Genomic DNA, 16,659 nt, shown 5'->3' on the forward strand with positions numbered 1-16,659 from the left:
CAACACGCCCACAGATCCGGCTGGTTGCTGCTCGGGACCACCCACCCGACAGAAGGGACACGCCCCGAATGGTCACCCTGGACCTGCGCCACGTGGCAAGCCCCGCCGTGCGGGACCTCCTCCACCTCGTCAACCACCCCGACTTCGACCGCGCACAGCAGCAGATCGAGCACCTCGGCGGCTGCACCGAACCCGTCCGCCTGACCGGCCGCACCGCCACCGTCGACACGACGACCGGCGAGGTCCTACGTTCCTACTCCACGACGGAAGAACCGACGGGGAGCCTGCTCACCGCGTGCGGCAACCGTCGCTCCTCGCGCTGCCCGGCCTGCTCTCGCCTCTACGCCGCCGACACCTACCACCTCATCCGCGCCGGCCTCTCCGGCGGCAAGACTGTCCCCGACACAGTCCGCACCCACCCTCGCGTCTTCGTCACTCTCACCCCGCCGCCCTTCAGCCCCGTCCACAACCGCCCCACCACACCAGGCGGCGATGTCCGGCCCTGCCGCTGCCGTAAGCTCCACGAACCGACGGACGCCCTGCTGGGCACGCCGCTGAACCCGGCGACGTACGACTACGCGGGCGCGGTCCTGTTCAACGCCCACGCCTCCGCCTTGTGGGCACGCTTCACCACCTACCTGCGCCGCGAGCTCGCCGCCCGGCTCGGCATGACCCAGAAAGCCGCCCGCGCGGTCCTGCGCCTCTCCTTCGCCAAGGTCGCCGAGTACCAGCAGCGCGGCCTGGTCCACTTCCACGCCGTCATCCGCCTCGACGGCTCGGACGGCACCAGCCAGCCCCCGCCGCCGTACGCCACCATCGCCGTGCTCACCGACGCCGTCCGCGCCGCCGCCGCGCGGGTCCGCGTCAGGGCCGAGTCGGACGCGGTCGGGGAACGCGAACTTGGCTGGGGCGAACAGCTCGACGTACGTGAGATCTCCGCCTTCGGCACCAACGCCGAATTCACCGATCAGGCCGTGGCCGCCTACGTGGCGAAGTACGCCACCAAGTCCGCCGACGCCTCCGGCACCCTCGACCGCGCACTGTTCTGCCGCCCCTGCCAGGGACGCGGCGCCACCCTCCTACCCCACGGAACCCCGCTCCCCTGCACCGCCTGCGACGGCACCGGACAGGCACGGCCGCTGCCTCGGCTCGCCGTCGCCCGGCACATGCGGCAGATGATCCGCACGTGCTGGGAGCTGGGCCGCCTGCCGGAGTTCAACCACCTGAAGCTCTGGAAGTGGGCGCACATGCTCGGCTTCCGGGGCCACTTCTCCACCAAGTCCCGCAGCTACTCGACCACCCTGGGCGCGCTGCGCGACGCTCGCCGCGCCTGGCGCACCGAACAGGTCCGCGCCCACGCCGGCCTGCCCGAACCGGGTCCGACGACCACGCTCGTCGTCGGCCACTGGGACTACCTCGGCTCGGGCTACAGCCCCGGCGCGAGCCTCCTCGCCGCCGACGTCTGGCACCGCAAGGAACAGGAACGGCAGTTCATCGCGGAAGGCGGCTGCTCGTGACCTCGCCCCCGCCCGCCGCCCTCCACCCAGAAGCGGTCCCGGTGCTGGATCTGCTCACAGTGCCCCAGGTAATGGCCCGTCTCCAGCTCGGCCGCTCCGCTGTCTACGACCTGCTGCGCTCCGGGCAACTCGCCTCGATCACTCTCGGGCGCGCCCGCCGCATCCCCACCCACGCCCTCACCGACTTCATCCACACCCGACTCGAACAGGACGCCGCTTGATGACCACCCCCCGCGACACCCCCGCCTCCCGCCGCGTCCGCGCCAACGGCGACGGGACCGTCTACCAGCGCAAGGACAGCCGCTGGGAAGCCGCTGGATACGTCCTCGCGCCCGGCAACACCCGCAAGCGCATCCGCGTCTACGGCACCACCAGGAAGGAGGCCCTGGCGAAGCTCACGGAGAAGATCGCCGCCAGCAACCGCGGCCTCCCCGTCCCGTCCGCTCAGGGCAGCCTGGCCGCGTACCTGGCGTACTGGCTTGACGCTGTCGCCGTCCACCAGCTCCGCGAAAACACCCACACCCGCTACACCGCCGTCACCCGCCTCTACCTCATCCCCGGCCTCGGACGGAAGAAGCTCGCCAAGCTCACCGCCAAGGACGTCCGCACCTGGCTCAACCAGCTCCGCACCACCTGTCAGTGCTGCACCCGCGGCCTCGACGCGGCCCGTGAACAGCCCCTTTGCTGCGCTGCCGGGAAGTGCTGCGCAAGGCGGCTCTCGCCCCTGACCCTGGCCTACGTGCACTCCGTGCTCAAGTCGGCCCTGGAGCACGCGGTACGCGAGGAGGAGATCCCGCGCAACGTCGCCCGGAACGTCCGCATCGGCACGCCTCGGCCCCGCCGCTTCGAACCCCTCACCGCCGACGAAGCGCGCCAGTTCCTTGCCGCCGCGCGCGGACACCGGCTGCACGCCCTGTTCGAACTCGCTCTCCACACCGGCCTCCGCAAGGGCGAACTCCTCGGCCTGCGCTGGGAAGACCTCGACCTGGCCGGCGGAACCGCCAGCATCCGACGCACCCTCCAGCGCACCAACTCCAGCGGCCTGACCGCCCTCCCGACGAAGACCCAGAACTCGGAGCGACGGATCGCACTGCCCACCGCGTGCCTGCGCTCCCTCGAACAGCACCGCGACCGGCAGCGTCACGAACGCGAAGCGGCGGGGACGGGCTGGAAGGCAAGCGGCTACGTCTTCACCCGGCCCGACGGCTCCCCAATCGAAGGAGCCACCCTCACCCGCCACTTCAACAACCTGCTCCACCGGGCCAGGCTCCGCCGCATTCGTTTCCATGATCTGCGGCACTCGGCCGCGACCCTCCTCCTGGAACAGGGCGTCGAACTCGTCGTGATCAAGGAGCTGCTGGGGCACGCCCACATCGGCGTCACCGCCGCCGTGTACGCCCACGTCCGGCTCCGCCTCCAGCGCGACGCCATCGACCTCCTCGGCCACGCCCTCCGCAGCCCCACAGAGAACACCAGCAAGCCCGACGACGGCGACGAACCACCCCTCGCCAGGTCCACCGTCCGCTGACGTTGCCGTCAACTACTGCCGTCAAGCCCACCAGAGTGCCCCACCAGGAACAGTCGCTGGTGGGGCACTCTGGCAATTCCTGGTCACCCATAGGCAACCGTACTTGTTTTCTAGAGCGACGCAGAAAATCGGTCTAGCTCTCTCCGGATGGGACCAGAGCGCGGAATACGAACCCACCACCATCCACGCGCTTTAGGCTCATCACTAGCCAGCCGAAGGAGGGCGCCCAGTTCGTCGACTTCCGTATACGAGAGAAATCTCGAATCTACCTCACCGAGAGCGGCAATAAAATTGCTCGACTCTTTCTCGGAAACCAACTCCAAACCCCTGGCGATGAAATCTCGAAGGGAGTCGGCTGCGATCAAGTCATGCGCACCCCAGACAGACCTGTCAGAATCGGGAAGCTCAAGCTCTCTCTCCATCCGCGCCACGTGCTCATACCAACCAAGCAGCAACGTGACCAGGCCCAACGAGCGTGTAGGGGCCACGCTGACCACAGTCCGCTCAAGTTGGTCCGCCTCGACGACTCCCAGGTGGCGACCAAGCCACTCTCGGGCTTGAATTTCTGACATGACATCACCGTCCCGGATAGTAGGCTGTCGATTTCCACGGCATATCCCAGTTAACGATGACGCGAACCCCGTCATAGTCAAATCGGGATGAATTCTGCCCTTCAAGCTGACGCGGCCCAGCTTGCCTCAACGTTGTCTCAACCTCCGCCGCCGAAGGCCTACCCATTGCCGGATTTCCATCACCCGTATGCCCATTCACGAACTCGGTGATCTCATCCAAGGAATACTCGCTACCGTGGAAGTCTTCTCCGCCAAGGTGGTCGCCATTCTTACCTCCAAGCGGAACCCCGCAGTTCGGTCCTGAATTGTGAACGAGGACCGGCGTCTGACCAGCAAGTACATAGTACGTGTCGTGCGGGGTGCGGCCGAGTGGCCTTTCCCCAAGCGTGCGGCTCGCGCGGGTGTGCGCCCCGCGGGTCGGCGGCGGGGCGGAGTCCCGGGCGGGGCGGGCGACCGACGCGTGGCGCTGGTCGGGGCAGCCGCTGGGCCCGGTCGGGGCGTGCTCGGCGGGCGCCGCGTCACTCCAGTACCCGGGAGCCGCCGACCGGCAGGTCCCACAGGCGTTCGCGGGGCAGGCCCGCCCGCTGCCAGGCGGCGCGTACGCGGGTGAGGGGTTCCAGTACGGGTTCCGCGGACAGGACGAACGTGCCCCAGTGCATCGGCGCCATGTGGCGCGCGCCGACGTCCTGGGCGGCCCGTACCGCCTCCTCCGGGTCGCAGTGCACGTCGCTGAGCCACCAGCGGGGGTCGTAGGCGCCGATGGGGAGCAGGGCGAGGTCGATGCCGGGGTAGCGGCGGCCGATGCGGGTGAACCAGTGGCCGTATCCCGTGTCGCCGGCGAAGTAGACGCGCCGGCCGTCGGGGTCGGTGAGGACCCAGCCGCCCCACAGGGTGCGGCAGGTGTCGGTGAGGGTGCGCTTGGACCAGTGGTGGGCCGGGACGAAGTCGAACCGGACCCCGCCCAGCTCGGTCGCCTCCCACCAGTCCAGCTCGGTGACCCGGGTGAAGCGGCGGCGGTGGAACCAGCGGCCGAGACCGGCGGGCACGAGGACGGGGGTGTCGCGCGGGAGCCTGCGCAGGGTGGGCGCGTCCAGGTGGTCGTAGTGGTTGTGGCTGATGACGACGGCGTCGACGCGGGGCAGGGCGCTCCAGGCGACGCCGACGGGGGTGACCCGGGGCGGGGTGCCGAGGATCCGGCGGGACCAGACCGGGTCGGTGAGCACGGTCAGGCCACCGATCCGCACCACCCAGCTGGCGTGTCCGGCCCAGGTGACGGCGACGGTGCGCGCGTCCACGCGGGGCAGCGGACCAGGGGCGCAGGGCAGCCGGGGGATGTCGACGAGTCCGGCTGGGCCGGGTCTGACCGCGCCCTCGCGGGCGAAGCGGGCGAAGGCCTTCAGACCGGGCAGCGGCGCGGTCAGCCGGTCGTGGAAGGTACGCGGCCACACCCTGCGTTCGGCCGGCGGCCGGGGTGCGGCGAGCGGCGGGTGCGCGGCGGCGGTGTCCTCGGCGGCGGCGGAGCTGCTCGTGGTCGACCGGGGCTGCTGCGTCATCGAGGTGACTCCCATCGCTGAGCGTCGCGGAGACCGCCGAAGACCGACTTCAGATGGGTCAACGCGCGTTGCACGTGTGGCAGTTCCAACGGGTCCGAGGAGGTGAGGCAGTGCGCCCGCCGCTCGTCGGTGCCCGCGTCGAGCAGGGGCCCGGTGGCGAGCCGGACGCGCAGGGCGGGCAGTTCGTCCCCGAAGCGGTGGCCGCCGGGGGCCGGCATGCCGAGCCGGGCGCTGAGGAAGTCCTCCAGCTCCTGGGCGTCGCCGACGCCCTCGGCACCGAGCGCGTCGCGCAGCGGGCCGAGGTCGGCGTACAGGTGGCGGCCGGCCTGCGGGGGCCGGGCGGTGGCCCCGGCGGCGACGACGGTGGCGTGCACGGCGGCGGCCACGCGCGCGTGCAGACGCACAGCGGCGGCCCGGCGGGCGGTGACCGGCTCGGGTTCGCCGAGCGCGTACCCGGCCGCGGCGGCGACGGGGGCCGCGACGCGGGCGCCGAGCGCGGTGAGGACGTCGAGCACGCGCGCGTGCAGGCCGTTCCCGGCGGCGGAGGCGGGGAAGCGGGCGACGGCGGCCGGCCAGGCGGGCGGCAGCAGCGCGCCCGCCAGGTCGGTGACGACGGTGACCCGCTCGGGCAGCATCTCGGCGGGACTGAGGAGCACGGTGGCGTGCGGATCGTGCAGGGTGTCGCGCCAGGTCTCGTCGCTGACCAGGTGCAGCCCCTCGGACGCGGCGGCCTCCACGGTCTCGTGCAGCAGCTCGGGCGGCGCGACGGTGCCGGTCGGGTCGTCGGCGACGGACAGCACGAGCAGGCGGGGGTAGCCGCCCTCGGCACGGACCCGGCGGACGGTCTCCAGCAGGGCGTACGGGTCGGGTACGCCGCCGGACTCGGCCGGCGTCGGGACGTGGAAGACGGGTCTGCCCAGCAGCCGTGCGTACGGTGCCCACCAGGCGGCGCAGGGACGGGGCACCAGCACGTCGCCGTCCAGCGCGGCGGTCAGCGCGAGCAGGAGGGCGCCCGCGCCGGGGGCGGCGGCCAGGTGGGCGGGTGCGGTGGTCAGGCCGCGCCGGTCCCAGTAACGGCTCGCGGCCTCCAGCAGGGCGGGGGCTCCGCCGGCCGGTTCCCCGAGTGAGCGGCCCGCGGCGGCGGCGAGTACGGCGGACAGCTCGGGCAGCACCGGCAGCCCGTCGTCGGGGAAGTGTGGGCCGTAGCGGACGGGACCGTGCCCCACGGGTCCGCCCCCGGCACCGGTACGGCCGCCGGGGCCGGGGCCTGCGATGCCCGTGGCCGGGCCCTCGGGGTCCGTGCGCCGCATGCGTACCTCCGCGCGGTCCGTGCCGCGTGTCCGTGCCCTGTCCGTGCCGTTCGTGTCCGCTCGCCGCTCGTTGATCCCAGTACCCACCGTGCCGCCCCGCCATGGCTCCGGGCTCCGGTTGCGCACGTCACAGCCGGACCCGGAGCCCGCGCGGGGTCAGCGCTCGCGGTCCTCCCCGCGCAGCCGCAGCCGCAGCCGGTGCGCGGCCGCACCGCACGCGCCCGCGATCAGGACGCCACCGGCGACCAGGGCGGGCACCGAGTCGCCGAAGGTCCCGCCGGTACCGGCCCGTACCCCGTGCTCCGCCGTCGCACCACCGCAGGAAGTGCCCTGCGCGGCGGATTCACCGCGCGGGGCGCCGGCGTCGGGGCAGGCGGGCTTGGTGGGCTTGGTGGTGGGGGCGCAGGGCGTGCCGTGCGCGGAGGTCCCCGCGTGCGGGGCGGCGGTTTCCCGGCACGCCGGCTGGGTGGCGCCCGGGACGGCACCGGCACCGCTCTCCTCCGGCACGCTCATGGTCGCGCTCCAGGGGTCGCCGCCCTCGCCGCCCGAGGCGTCCGGGCAGGCGCCGTCGACGGTCCAGTCCTCGCCGGTCCCGGCGGCGCCCTCCGTCTCCGCCCAGTCCTCCGTCCCCGCCGAGCCGGTGTCCCCCGAGCCGGTCTCCGCCGAGCCCTCGGTCCCCGCCGAGCCCTCGGTGTCCGCCGCACCCTCCGTGCCCGTCGGGTCCTCCGTGCTCCCCGTGCTCCCCGTGCTCCGTTCGGCCGCGAAGTCCTCGGCGGTCGCTATACGCGCGGTGCCCCGGTAGGCGGGCCCGGACGCCGTACCCCCGTCGTCCGTCACCTTGCGCAACTCGACGGTGCCCTCCTCGAAGGCCGCGGAGGTGGCGTCGAGGCTCGCGGGCGCGGTCCCGCCGGTCGGGCCGCACGAGACCGAGACGGTGACGGTGTCGCCGGGGGCGGCGTCCGCCGGGCTGACCCGTGCGGCGGGCTGCCCGGCGGACGGCGGGGACACGGCCGCCGGGTCGTCGGCGGACGGCGGGGCGGGGGGCTCCCCCGCCTCGGCGGGTGGCGGCGGGACAGCCGGGTCGGCCGCGCCGATTCCCGCGGAGAGACCGAGGGCGGCACTGGCCAGCACGGCGACGGACAGGGCGCGGGCGGTGCTGCGCATGGGACGGGCTCCTTCGAGCGACGGCTTGCGGGGCACTGCACTCGCGCCCCTCGGCCATCACAGCCCGCCCGGCCCGGGGACGCCCGTCACCGTGCTCCGTTCGCGCGATCGGAGCGTCCGGGCGGGTGAGCCCGGGGTTTCACGCTCCCGGATCCCGCAGCACCTGCTCCCGCACCCGGTCGCAGCAGCGGGTGATCAGGCGGGAGACGTGCATCTGGGAGATGCCGAGCTGTTCGGCGATGCGGCTCTGGGTCATGTCGTCGAAGAAGCGCATGTAGAGGATGGCGCGCTCGCGCGGGGGCAGGGCGGCCAGCCGGTCCCTGACGGCCTCGCGGTCGACGACCGTGTCGAGGGCCGGATCGGGGGCGCCGAGCGCGTCGCCCAGCGAGTAGCCGTCCTCGCTGCCGGGGAGTTCGGCGTCCAGGGACAGGGCCGTGAAGCTCTCCAGGGCCTCCAGGCCGGTCCGGACGTCCTCCTCGCTCAGTTCGGCACGCTCGGCGATCTCGGCGACGGTGGGCCTGCGGCCCGGGGTGGTCTGGGACAGGTCCTGGCCCGCGAAGCGCACGCGGTTGCGCAGTTCCTGGACCCGGCGCGGCACGTGCAGGGTCCACATGTGGTCGCGGAAGTGGCGCTTGATCTCGCCGGTGATGGTCGGCACGGCGTAGCTCTCGAAGGCGTTGCCGCGCTCGGGGTCGTAGCGGTCCACGGCCTTGACGAGACCGAGGGCCGCCACCTGACGCAGGTCCTCGTAGCTCTCGCCGCGGCTGCGGAACCGTCCCGCCAGGCGTTCGGCCATGGGCAGCCAGGCCTCGACGATCCGGTCGCGGAGCGCGTCGTGTTCGGGACCGTCGGGAAGGGTGGCGAGCCGGCGGAAGGCGTCGGCGGTGTCGGGGGCGTCGTCGTGCGGGTGCTTCGCACTGGCGTGGATCGGCATGGTGCGTCGCAACTCCCTCGGAGTGCGGGGTCCGTCGTCGCACCGGACGGGCGTCCGGTCGGCGCGGCCCGCTCCGGGCGGCCGGGGGCGGGGGACCTCCGGCTCGCGGGGCGGGCGGAGCCGTACGACGACACGGCCCTTGGTCGGGCGGTCACCGCGGGAGGGCGTCCGGGCCGGCACGGACGCATCCGTGGCGGCGTGGCGCCGCTCCCACGGACGTGCCTCCTGTCCGAAGCACTGACCTTGCGCCTGCCCCCGCTCCCCCGGGGCAAACACCGGGATTCTCAGCGTTCGCGCGGCTGCTTGAAGCGCACCATGTTGCCGGCCGGGTCGCGGAAGGCGCAGTCGCGGACACCGTAGGGCTGGTCGACCGGTTCCTGGAGGACCTCGGCGCCCGCGGCGCGGACGTGCTCGAAGGCTGCGTCGACGTCGTCGGTGGCGAGGACGACCCCGCGCAGGTGCCCCTTGGCCAGGAGTTCGGCCATCGCCTCCCGGTCGGCGGCCGACGCGTTGGGGTCGGCGAGCGGGGGTTCGAGCACGATGTCCACGCCGGGCTGGGCCGGGGAGCCGACGGTCACCCAGCGCATTCCCTCGAACCCGACGTCGCCGCGGACCTCCATGCCGAGCACGTCCCGGTAGAAGGCGAGCGCCGTGTCGTGGTCGTCGACGGCTATGAAGCACTGCGAGAGGCTGATGTCCATGCGCGTCACGCTACGGGCGGCGGCGCGGGCGGCGCTTCTCCGTTCCTGACCGGCTCTCCCTTCCTGACCGGCTCTCCGTTCCTGACCGGCTCTCCGTTCCTGACCGGCCGGGTGTAGACCTTGGCGACGCAGGCCGGGACGGCGGCGCCGTCGGTGTGCTCGCGGTCCCGGTAGGCGCTCGGGCTCTCGCCGACCAGTTCGGTGAACCGCGAGCTGAACGAACCCAGCGAGGTACAGCCGACCGCGAAGCACACCTCGGTGACGCTCAGGTCGCCGCGCCGCAGCAGCGCCATGGCGCGCTCGATGCGGCGGGTCATCAGGTAGCTGTACGGCGTCTCCCCGTAGGCGGCGCGGAAGCTGCGGGAGAAGTGGCCCGCCGACATGAGGGCGACGCGGGCCAGCGCCGGCACGTCGAGCGGCTCGGCGTACTCGCGGTCCATCAGGTCACGGGCCCGGCGCAGCCGGGCCAGGTCCTCCAGCGTGGTCACCCGACCACGATCCCACAGCGCCGGACACCGCCGGTAGCGTCTCCGGCGCCGGGGGCCGCGCCGGCGTCAGGCGCCGACGTAGGCGGCGAGGTGCTCACCGGTGAGGGTGGAGCGGTCGGCGACGAGCTCGGCGGGGGTGCCCTCGAAGACGATCCGGCCGCCGTCGTGACCGGCGCCGGGGCCGAGGTCGATGATCCAGTCGGCGTGCGCCATGACGGCCTGGTGGTGCTCGACCACGATGACCGACTTGCCGGCGTCGACGAGGCGGTCGAGCAGTCCGAGCAGTTGTTCGACGTCGGCGAGGTGCAGTCCCGTGGTGGGCTCGTCGAGGACGTACACGCCGCCCTTCTCGCCCAGGTGGGTGGCCAGCTTGAGCCGCTGCCGCTCGCCGCCGGACAGGGTGGTGAGCGGCTGGCCGAGGGTGAGGTAGCCGAGCCCGACGTCGGAGAGCCGCTGGAGGATCCTGTGCGCGGCGGGGGTGCGCGCCTCACCGGCGCCGAAGAACTCCTCGGCCCGGTCCACCGACATCGCGAGCACCTCGCTGATGTCCCGGCCGCCGAAGCGGTACTCCAGCACGGCGGGCTGGAACCGCTTGCCCTCGCAGTCCTCGCAGGGGGTGGCGACGCCGGCCATCATCGCCAGGTCGGTGTAGATGACACCGGCGCCGTTGCAGGTGGGGCAGGCGCCCTCGGAGTTGGCGCTGAACAGGGCCGGCTTCACCCCGTTGGCCTTGGCGAAGGCCTTGCGGATCGGGTCGAGCAGTCCGGTGTACGTGGCCGGGTTGCTGCGCCGCGAGCCCTTGATGGGGCTCTGGTCGACGGAGACGACGTCCGCCCCGGCCGGGACCGAGCCGTGGATCAGGGAGCTCTTGCCGGAGCCGGCCACGCCGGTGACCACGCAGAGCACGCCGAGCGGGACGTCGACGTCGACGCCCTGGAGGTTGTGCGTCCGCGCGTCGCGGATCTCCAGGGCTCCGGTGGGCTTGCGGACCGACTCCTTGAGGGCGGCCCGGTCGTCGAGGTGGCGGCCGGTGACGGTGTCGGCGCCCCGCAGCTGCGCCACGGTGCCCTCGAAGCAGACGGTGCCGCCCTCCGCGCCGGCGCCGGGGCCGAGGTCGACCACGTGGTCGGCGATCGCGATCGTCTCCGGCTTGTGCTCGACGACCAGGACCGTGTTGCCCTTGTCCCGCAGCCGCAGCAGCAGGTCGTTCATGCGCTGGATGTCGTGGGGGTGCAGGCCGACGGTGGGCTCGTCGAAGACGTACGTGGTGTCGGTGAGCGAGGAACCGAGGTGGCGGATCATCTTGACGCGCTGGGCCTCGCCGCCGGACAGGGTGCCCGCCGGCCGGTCGAGGGAGAGGTAGCCGAGGCCGATCTCCACGAAGGAGTCGAGGGTGTCCCGCAGCGCCGTGAGCAGCGGTGCCACCGACGGTTCGTCGAGTTCGCGGACCCATGCGGCCAGGTCCCGGATCTCCATCGCGCAGGCGTCGGCGATGCTGATCTTGCCGATCACCGACGAGCGGGCGCCCTCGCTGAGCCGGGTGCCCTCGCACTCGGGGCAGGTGGCGAAGGTGACCGCCCGCTCGACGAAGGCCCTGATGTGCGGCTGCATCGCCTCCTTGTCCTTGGACAGGAAGGACTTCTGGACCTTGGGGATGAGGCCCTCGTAGGTGAGGTTGACGCCGTTGACCTTCACCTTGACCGGCTCCCCGTACAGGAAGTCCCGCAGCTCCCGGTCGGTGTAGTCGCGGATCGGCTTGTCCGGGTCGACGAAGCCGGACTGGGCGTAGACCTGCACGGTCCACTGGCTGTCCGACTTCCAGCCGGGGATGGTGAAGGCGCCCTCGGTGAGCGACTTGGAGTCGTCGTAGAGCTGGGTGAGGTCGATGTCGGAGACGGTGCCGCGGCCCTCGCAGTGGGGGCACATGCCGCCGGTGCGCTGGAAGGTCGCCTTCACCGCCTTCTTGTTGCCGCGCTCGACGGTGATCGCGCCGCTGGCCCGGACCGAGGCGGTGTTGAAGGAGTACGCGCTGGGCGGGCCGATGTGCGGCTCGCCGAGGCGGCTGAAGAGGATGCGCAGCATCGCGTTGACGTCGGTGGCGGTGCCGACGGTGGAGCGGGGGTCGGAGCCCATCCGCTGCTGGTCCACGATGATCGCGGTCGTGAGGCCCTCCAGGACGTCCACCTCGGGGCGGGCGAGGGTGGGCATGAAGCCCTGGACGAACGCGCTGTAGGTCTCGTTGATCAGCCGCTGCGACTCGGCGGCGATCGTGTCGAACACCAGCGAGCTCTTGCCCGAGCCGGAGACGCCGGTGAACACGGTCAGCCGGCGCTTGGGGAGGTCGACGCTGACGTCCTTGAGGTTGTTCTCGCGGGCGCCGTGCACACGGATCAGGTCGTGGCTGTCGGCGACGTGCGACCCGGGTCCCCGCGTGCCCGGCCTCTTGGCACTGCTCATCGTGTCTCCATCCGTCGGGGGCTCGGTGAAGGTGACGCCCTCACTGCCTCGGTGGTCACACGCTAGAGCGGGCCCGGCGGCCCGCGCTTCTCGATTACTGATCCGCTCCCCGGGCCGCGGAAATCGGAGCGGACCCGTCCGGATGAATCCGTGTCGGCCCGCGGTGTCCGGGTACGCGGTCGGCACCCCCTTAAGGATCTGGAGGGAGACATGCAGCGAGGCAGCGACCGGATGAGCGTCCACCGCGACGACGAGATGAAGCACGAACTGCAGGGTCTGCTCAGGTCCGGGCACCCCACCCGCAGCGAGGAGTGGAACGACCCGGAACCGGCCGCCGAGGACGATCCGGACGTCATGTACGGACCGGTGACACCGGGCCGCGGACCGACGTACCTGGAGGCCCTGCGGCTGGAGCTGGCCCGGAACCTGACCCGGGGCAGCTTCCCCGCGGGACCGCGGGAACTGACCCGTGCACTGCGCCGCGGCAACGCGCCGGACGCCCTCGTCGAGGGGCTGGACCGACTGCCGCACAAGGCGCGCTACGACAACGTCCAGGAGCTGGCGGTGGCCCTCACCGAGAGCGGCCGGCCCGGCTCGCGGGGCGCGTAGGCGCCGGAAGGGAAACCGAACTTCATGCGCATCGCATTTCTGACCGCGCCCGAGGGCGTGGAGCAGGTGGAACTGACCGAGCCGTGGCGGGCGGCGAAGGAGGCGGGGCACGATCCGGTGCTCGTCTCCACGCAGTCCGGCGAGATCCAGGGCTTCAACCACCTCGACAAGGCGGACACGTTCCCCGTGGACGAGGTGGTGGGCGACACCTCCGCCGACGCGTTCGGCGGTCTGGTCCTGCCCGGCGGGGTGGCCAACCCGGACTTCCTGCGGACCGACGACAAGGCCGTGGCGTTCGTCAAGGGCTTCTTCGAGCAGGGCCGGCCGGTGGCCGCCATCTGCCACGCGCCGTGGACGCTCGTCGAGGCGGACGTCGTCCGCGGCCGCACCCTGACCTCGTGGCCCAGTCTGCGAACCGACCTGCGCAACGCGGGCGCCACCTGGGTCGACGAACAGGTCAAGGTCTGCGACGCGGGCGACAACGTCCTGATCACCAGCCGCAAGCCGGACGACCTGAAGGCGTTCTGCGCGACCTATCTGGCGGAGTTCGCGAAGGCGGCCGGCTGAGGCGGGCCACCGGCAGCGGACGGAGGGTGACGGCGGGCCACCGGCGAGGTGTCGCGGGTGGCCCGCCGTCACGCTCAGCCACCGGGGGCGGGTCGCGCTCAGCCACCGGGAGCTGCACTCTGGCCGCAGCCGCGTTCCCGGGCGCCCTCACGGGTGCGGCCCGCGGCCACCGGGCGGCGGGGATTGCGGCGCAGCCACTCGCCCTCCAGCCGGGCCATGCGGTCGTTGTGGGCCCGCAGCGCGTCGTTCGACCCGTACAGCAGGGTGTCGTGGCGCGTGCGGTGGATGGTCTCCAGTTCTTTCATCAGCTGCTGGTCGTCCAGGCGGCCCGGGTCCACTCCGGTCACGGTGTCGTCCCGCGTGTCGTGTTCGTTCATGCGTCCCGGGTACCCGCCCCCGAGCACTACCACCCCCGAGCGGCACCCGGGAGGGCAGCCACATGGATCTCGCGTTTCTGCACCCCCTCTACGAACACCAGGGACCCTGGGCCTCCGTCTACGTCGACCTCTCCCGCAACACGGAGGACACCGCGCACGAGCGGGAGCTGACGGCCGCCGCGGTGGCCCGGGAGCTGGCGGAGCAGGGCGCGGACGACGCCACCTGCCGGGCGGTGCGGGAGGCGGTGGACGAGCTGCGGCACGCCACCGATCCGCACGGGCGGGCCCTGTTCGCGCGCGCCGGGCAGGTGGTCCTCGATCCGCCGCTGGCCCGGCCCCCGTACGGCGGCACCACCGCCGACTGGGCCCCGCTGCCGCACGTCACGCCGCTGCTCGACCTGGCCGGGGAAGACCCGGTGTGCGTGGTGGCGTACGTCGACCGCAAGGGCGCCGACTTCGAGCTGCGCTCCGCGCTGGGCAGCTCGGACGCGGGCGGTGTGACCGGTCGGCAGTGGCCGGTGCACCGCACGAGCAGCGCGGACTGGTCGGAGCGCCACTTCCAGCTCCGGGTGGAGAACACCTGGGAGCACAACGCGGCGGAGATCGCGGACGCGCTCGCCGTGTGCCAGGAGGAGACGGGCGCCGACCTGCTGATCCTGGTGGGCGACGACCGGGAGCGGCGCTCGGTCCACGAGCGGCTGCCCGCGCGTCTGCAGGAGCGCGTCGCCGAGGCCTCGCGCGGCGCCGGCAGCAGGCTGCTGGACGACGAGGTGGAGGGGCTGCGCGAGGACCACGTCCGGGCGCGGGCCCGGGAGGACCTGGACCGCTTCCTGGCCGCCAGGTCGCCCGACGACAAGGGCCGCTCCGGCGCGGCGGAGGGCGTGCCCGCGCTGGTGGAGGCCGCCCGGGAGCACCGCATCGACGAGCTGCTGGTCATCCCGGACGCCCCCGACACGCACCGTGAGGTGTGGATCGGCGAGGACGCCGACCAGGTGGCGGTGCGCCGTACGGAGCTGAAGACGCTGGGCGAGCAGAACTCCTGGTCGGCCCGGGCGGACGACGCCCTGCTGCGCTCGGCGGTGATGACCGGCGCCCCGGCGATCTCGGTGACGCCGGTACTGCCCCCGGAGACCACGGAGAAGGCGCCGGTGGGCGGCCTGGGGGCGCTGCTGCGCTGGAGGTGACCCGCGGCGCCCCGGCGACCTGAACCGCCGGATGGGCCCTACCGGGCCCGCTCCACCCGGCGCTCGTCCCAGACCGGCTCCGTCGTCTCGCGCACCCGCCCGTCGCTGCCGAAGACCAGGTACCGGTCGAAGGCGCGGGCGAACCAGCGGTCGTGGGTGACCGCGAGGACCGTGCCCTCGAAGCCCTCCAGGCCTTCCTGGAGGGCTTCGGCCGATTCCAGGTCCAGGTTGTCGGTGGGCTCGTCGAGGAGCAGGGCGGTGACGCCCTGGAGTTCCAGCAGCAGGATCTGGAAGCGGGCCTGCTGGCCGCCGGAGAGCCGGTCGAAGGCCTGCTCGGCCTGCTGGGTCAGCTCGTAGCGGCGCAGCCGGGACATGGCGGCGCCCCGGTCCTGGGCGTGCTCGGTCCACAGGATGTCCAGGAGGGTGCGGCCCAGCAGCTCGGGGTGGGCGTGGGTCTGCGCGAAGTGCCCGGGCACCACGCGCGCCCCGAGCTTCCAGATCCCGGTGTGCGCGACGTCCTCGCCGGCCAGCAGCCGCAGGAAGTGCGACTTCCCGGAGCCGTTGGAGCCGAGGACGGCGACCCGCTCGCCGTAGAAGACCTCCAGGTCGAAGGGCTTCATGAGGCCGGTGAGTTCCAGCTGCTCGCAGGTGACGGCGCGGACGCCGGTACGGCCGCCCTTCAGGCGCATCCTGATGTCCTGCTCGCGCGGCGGCTCGGGCGGCGGCCCGGCCTCCTCGAACTTGCGCAGCCGGGTCTGGGCCGCGGCGTAGCGGGACGCCATCTCGTGGCTGACCGCGGCCGCCTGGCGCAGCGACAGGACCAGCTTCTTGAGCTGCGCGTGCTTCTCGTCCCAGCGGCGGCGCAGTTCCTCGAAGCGGGCGAAGCGTTCCCTGCGGGCCTCGTGGAAGCTGTCGAAGCCGTCGCCGTGCACCCAGGCGTCGGCGCCCGCGGGTCCGGGCTCGACGGAGACGATCTTCTGTGCGGCGCGGGCGAGCAGCTCCCGGTCGTGGGAGACGAACAGCACGGTCTTGCGGGTCTCGGCGAGCCGCTCCTCCAGCCAGCGCTTGCCGGGCACGTCGAGGTAGTTGTCCGGCTCGTCGAGCAGCAGCACCTCGTCGGTGCCGCGAAGGAGCGCCTCCAGCACGAGGCGTTTCTGCTCACCGCCGGAGAGCGTGCGCACCTGCCGCCACTGGGCCTGCTCGTAGGGCACCCCGAGGGCGGCGGTGGTGCAGATGTCCCACAGGGTCTCCGCCTCGTACCCGCGCGCCTCGGCCCAGTCGGCGAGGGCCTGCGCGTACGTCAGCTGGGCGGCCTCGTCGTCCACCGTCATGATCGCGTGCTCGGCGGTGTCGACGGCGCGGGCGGCCTCGTGGATCCTGGGCTGCGCCACGGACACCAGCAGGTCGCGCACGGTCGTCTCGTCCCGTACGGAGCCGACGAACTGGCGCATGACGCCGAGTCCCCCGGTGACGGTGACGGAGCCGCCGTGCGGTTTCAGCTCGCCGGCGAGGAGACGCAGCAGGGTGGTCTTGCCCGCGCCGTTGGGTCCGACGAGGGCCACGACGGCCCCCTCCCCCACGCGGAAGGAGACGTCACCGAGGAGCGCCCTCCCGTCGGGGAGGTAGTACTCCAGGTGCGCGGCTTCGAGGTGACCCATGGGACCGGATTCTGCGGCTCCGGCCGCCTTCGGGGCAAAC

At 72.8% G+C, this 16,659-nt stretch carries 15 protein-coding genes; 6 read left to right on the forward strand and 9 right to left on the reverse strand.

All coding sequences use genetic code 11. The annotated features are described in order from the left end of the window. The first annotated feature begins 68 nt into the window (after nucleotides 1-68). Genes IE94_RS0104480 through IE94_RS0104490 form a run of 3 tightly spaced genes read left to right on the forward strand, consistent with a single transcriptional unit; the run spans nucleotide 69 to nucleotide 3,045 of the window. Nucleotides 69-1,517: a replication initiator gene (locus IE94_RS0104480; RefSeq protein ID WP_030178397.1), complete on the forward strand. Its 1,449-nt coding sequence runs from the start codon at nucleotides 69-71 to the stop codon at nucleotides 1,515-1,517. Then, complete coding sequence (locus tag IE94_RS0104485) at nucleotides 1,514-1,738, forward strand: helix-turn-helix domain-containing protein (RefSeq protein ID WP_030178399.1); 225 nt, start codon at nucleotides 1,514-1,516, stop codon at nucleotides 1,736-1,738. The genes IE94_RS0104480 and IE94_RS0104485 overlap by 4 nt, the downstream gene beginning before the upstream one ends. Beyond that, nucleotides 1,738-3,045: a tyrosine-type recombinase/integrase gene (locus IE94_RS0104490; protein WP_030178401.1), complete on the forward strand. Its 1,308-nt coding sequence runs from the start codon at nucleotides 1,738-1,740 to the stop codon at nucleotides 3,043-3,045. The genes IE94_RS0104485 and IE94_RS0104490 overlap by 1 nt, the downstream gene beginning before the upstream one ends. Before the next feature lie 1,090 nt (nucleotides 3,046-4,135). Here the strand turns inward: IE94_RS0104490 and IE94_RS0104495 are convergent. The 7 genes from IE94_RS0104495 to IE94_RS0104525 all read right to left on the reverse strand — a co-directional run bounded on the left by IE94_RS0104495 (nucleotide 4,136) and on the right by IE94_RS0104525 (nucleotide 12,224). Further along, nucleotides 4,136-5,170: an MBL fold metallo-hydrolase gene (locus IE94_RS0104495; protein ID WP_030178402.1), complete on the reverse strand. Its 1,035-nt coding sequence runs from the start codon at nucleotides 5,168-5,170 to the stop codon at nucleotides 4,136-4,138. Then, nucleotides 5,167-6,480 (reverse strand): aminotransferase class I/II-fold pyridoxal phosphate-dependent enzyme, encoded by a 1,314-nt coding sequence (locus tag IE94_RS0104500; RefSeq protein ID WP_245235177.1) that lies wholly within the window; start codon nucleotides 6,478-6,480, stop codon nucleotides 5,167-5,169. The genes IE94_RS0104495 and IE94_RS0104500 overlap by 4 nt, the downstream gene beginning before the upstream one ends. A gap of 156 nt (nucleotides 6,481-6,636) precedes the next feature. Next, nucleotides 6,637-7,644, reverse strand: a complete 1,008-nt coding sequence (locus tag IE94_RS0104505) for a prolipoprotein diacylglyceryl transferase (RefSeq protein ID WP_037921755.1) — start codon at nucleotides 7,642-7,644, stop codon at nucleotides 6,637-6,639. 139 nt (nucleotides 7,645-7,783) lie between these two features. After that, nucleotides 7,784-8,578 carry an RNA polymerase sigma factor SigF gene (locus IE94_RS0104510; protein ID WP_030178408.1) on the reverse strand — a complete coding sequence of 265 codons (795 nt, stop codon included), beginning with the start codon at nucleotides 8,576-8,578 and terminating at the stop codon, nucleotides 7,784-7,786. A 284-nt stretch (nucleotides 8,579-8,862) separates the two neighbouring features. Then, a complete protein-coding gene (locus IE94_RS0104515; RefSeq protein ID WP_030178410.1) occupies nucleotides 8,863-9,279 on the reverse strand; it encodes a VOC family protein in 417 nt (138 codons plus the stop codon). Nucleotides 9,280-9,284: 5 nt separating this feature from the next. Beyond that, nucleotides 9,285-9,767, reverse strand: coding sequence for a helix-turn-helix transcriptional regulator (locus tag IE94_RS0104520; protein ID WP_030178413.1), 483 nt, complete (start codon nucleotides 9,765-9,767; stop codon nucleotides 9,285-9,287). A gap of 66 nt (nucleotides 9,768-9,833) precedes the next feature. Continuing rightward, nucleotides 9,834-12,224, reverse strand: coding sequence for an ATP-binding cassette domain-containing protein (locus tag IE94_RS0104525; protein WP_030178416.1), 2,391 nt, complete (start codon nucleotides 12,222-12,224; stop codon nucleotides 9,834-9,836). A gap of 210 nt (nucleotides 12,225-12,434) precedes the next feature. Here IE94_RS0104525 and IE94_RS0104530 point away from each other — a divergent pair, with 210 nt between their 5' ends. Next, a complete protein-coding gene (locus IE94_RS0104530) occupies nucleotides 12,435-12,833 on the forward strand; it encodes a DUF2795 domain-containing protein (RefSeq protein WP_030178419.1) in 399 nt (132 codons plus the stop codon). Between the two features lie 24 nt (nucleotides 12,834-12,857). After that, entirely contained in the window at nucleotides 12,858-13,400 is a 543-nt protein-coding gene (locus tag IE94_RS0104535) for a type 1 glutamine amidotransferase domain-containing protein (RefSeq protein ID WP_030178422.1), read from the forward strand. Between the two features lie 98 nt (nucleotides 13,401-13,498). On the opposite strand, the gene IE94_RS0104540 is transcribed toward IE94_RS0104535, so the two are convergent. After that, nucleotides 13,499-13,777 (reverse strand): DUF6158 family protein, encoded by a 279-nt coding sequence (locus IE94_RS0104540; RefSeq protein WP_030178425.1) that lies wholly within the window; start codon nucleotides 13,775-13,777, stop codon nucleotides 13,499-13,501. Between the two features lie 62 nt (nucleotides 13,778-13,839). Between IE94_RS0104540 and IE94_RS0104545 the strand changes: the two genes are divergently transcribed. After that, nucleotides 13,840-14,961, forward strand: coding sequence for a baeRF2 domain-containing protein (locus tag IE94_RS0104545; RefSeq protein WP_030178428.1), 1,122 nt, complete (start codon nucleotides 13,840-13,842; stop codon nucleotides 14,959-14,961). Nucleotides 14,962-14,999: 38 nt separating this feature from the next. On the opposite strand, the gene IE94_RS0104550 is transcribed toward IE94_RS0104545, so the two are convergent. Then, nucleotides 15,000-16,619 carry an ABC-F family ATP-binding cassette domain-containing protein gene (locus IE94_RS0104550; protein WP_030178430.1) on the reverse strand — a complete coding sequence of 540 codons (1,620 nt, stop codon included), beginning with the start codon at nucleotides 16,617-16,619 and terminating at the stop codon, nucleotides 15,000-15,002. Nucleotides 16,620-16,659 lie beyond the last annotated feature (40 nt).

The sequence above is a fragment of the Streptomyces violaceorubidus genome (assembly GCF_000717995.1).
Taxonomy (GTDB): Bacteria; Actinomycetota; Actinomycetes; order Streptomycetales; family Streptomycetaceae; genus Streptomyces; species Streptomyces violaceorubidus.